Source organism: Peptoniphilus sp. HMSC062D09 (assembly GCF_001811425.1).
Lineage (GTDB): Bacteria > Bacillota > Clostridia > Tissierellales > Peptoniphilaceae > Peptoniphilus_A.
In genome coordinates this window covers 1-391 of record NZ_KV804741.1, presented here as the reverse complement: position 1 = coordinate 391, position 391 = coordinate 1, and the positions used below count along the sequence as shown (strand labels likewise).

1 protein-coding gene is annotated in these 391 nt (G+C 38.6%); it reads left to right on the top strand.

What is annotated here, in order from left to right; translation table 11 throughout:
* A partial coding sequence (locus tag HMPREF2801_RS07725) for a hypothetical protein (RefSeq protein ID WP_168162846.1) occupies positions 1-391 on the top strand: 391 nt, incomplete at both ends.

The following is a 391-nucleotide window of genomic DNA, read 5'->3' as shown; positions in this document are numbered from 1 at the left end:
AACAAAGGTATTTGACCAGATTGTAAATCCAGACGGCTCTAAAACTTCTGTCTTAAATAAAAAAGAAACCATGCTTGCAGGACAAAAGCAGGAGTTATTAAAAGAAGAATTTAAGAACTGGATATTTAACGATCAGGAAAGAAGAAGCCGTCTTGTAAAGCTGTATAATGAGCGTTTTAACTCTATCCGTAACAGAGAATATGACGGAAGCAATCTTTCCTTTGAGGGAATGAATACGGAGATTGACTTAAGACCTCATCAAAGAAATGCCATAGCAAGAAGTCTTTATGGAGGAAACACCTTGCTTGCCCATGTAGTAGGCAGTGGAAAGACCTTTGAAATGGTAGCTTCTGCAATGGAGAGTAAAAGGCTTGGAATGTGCAGTAAGTCC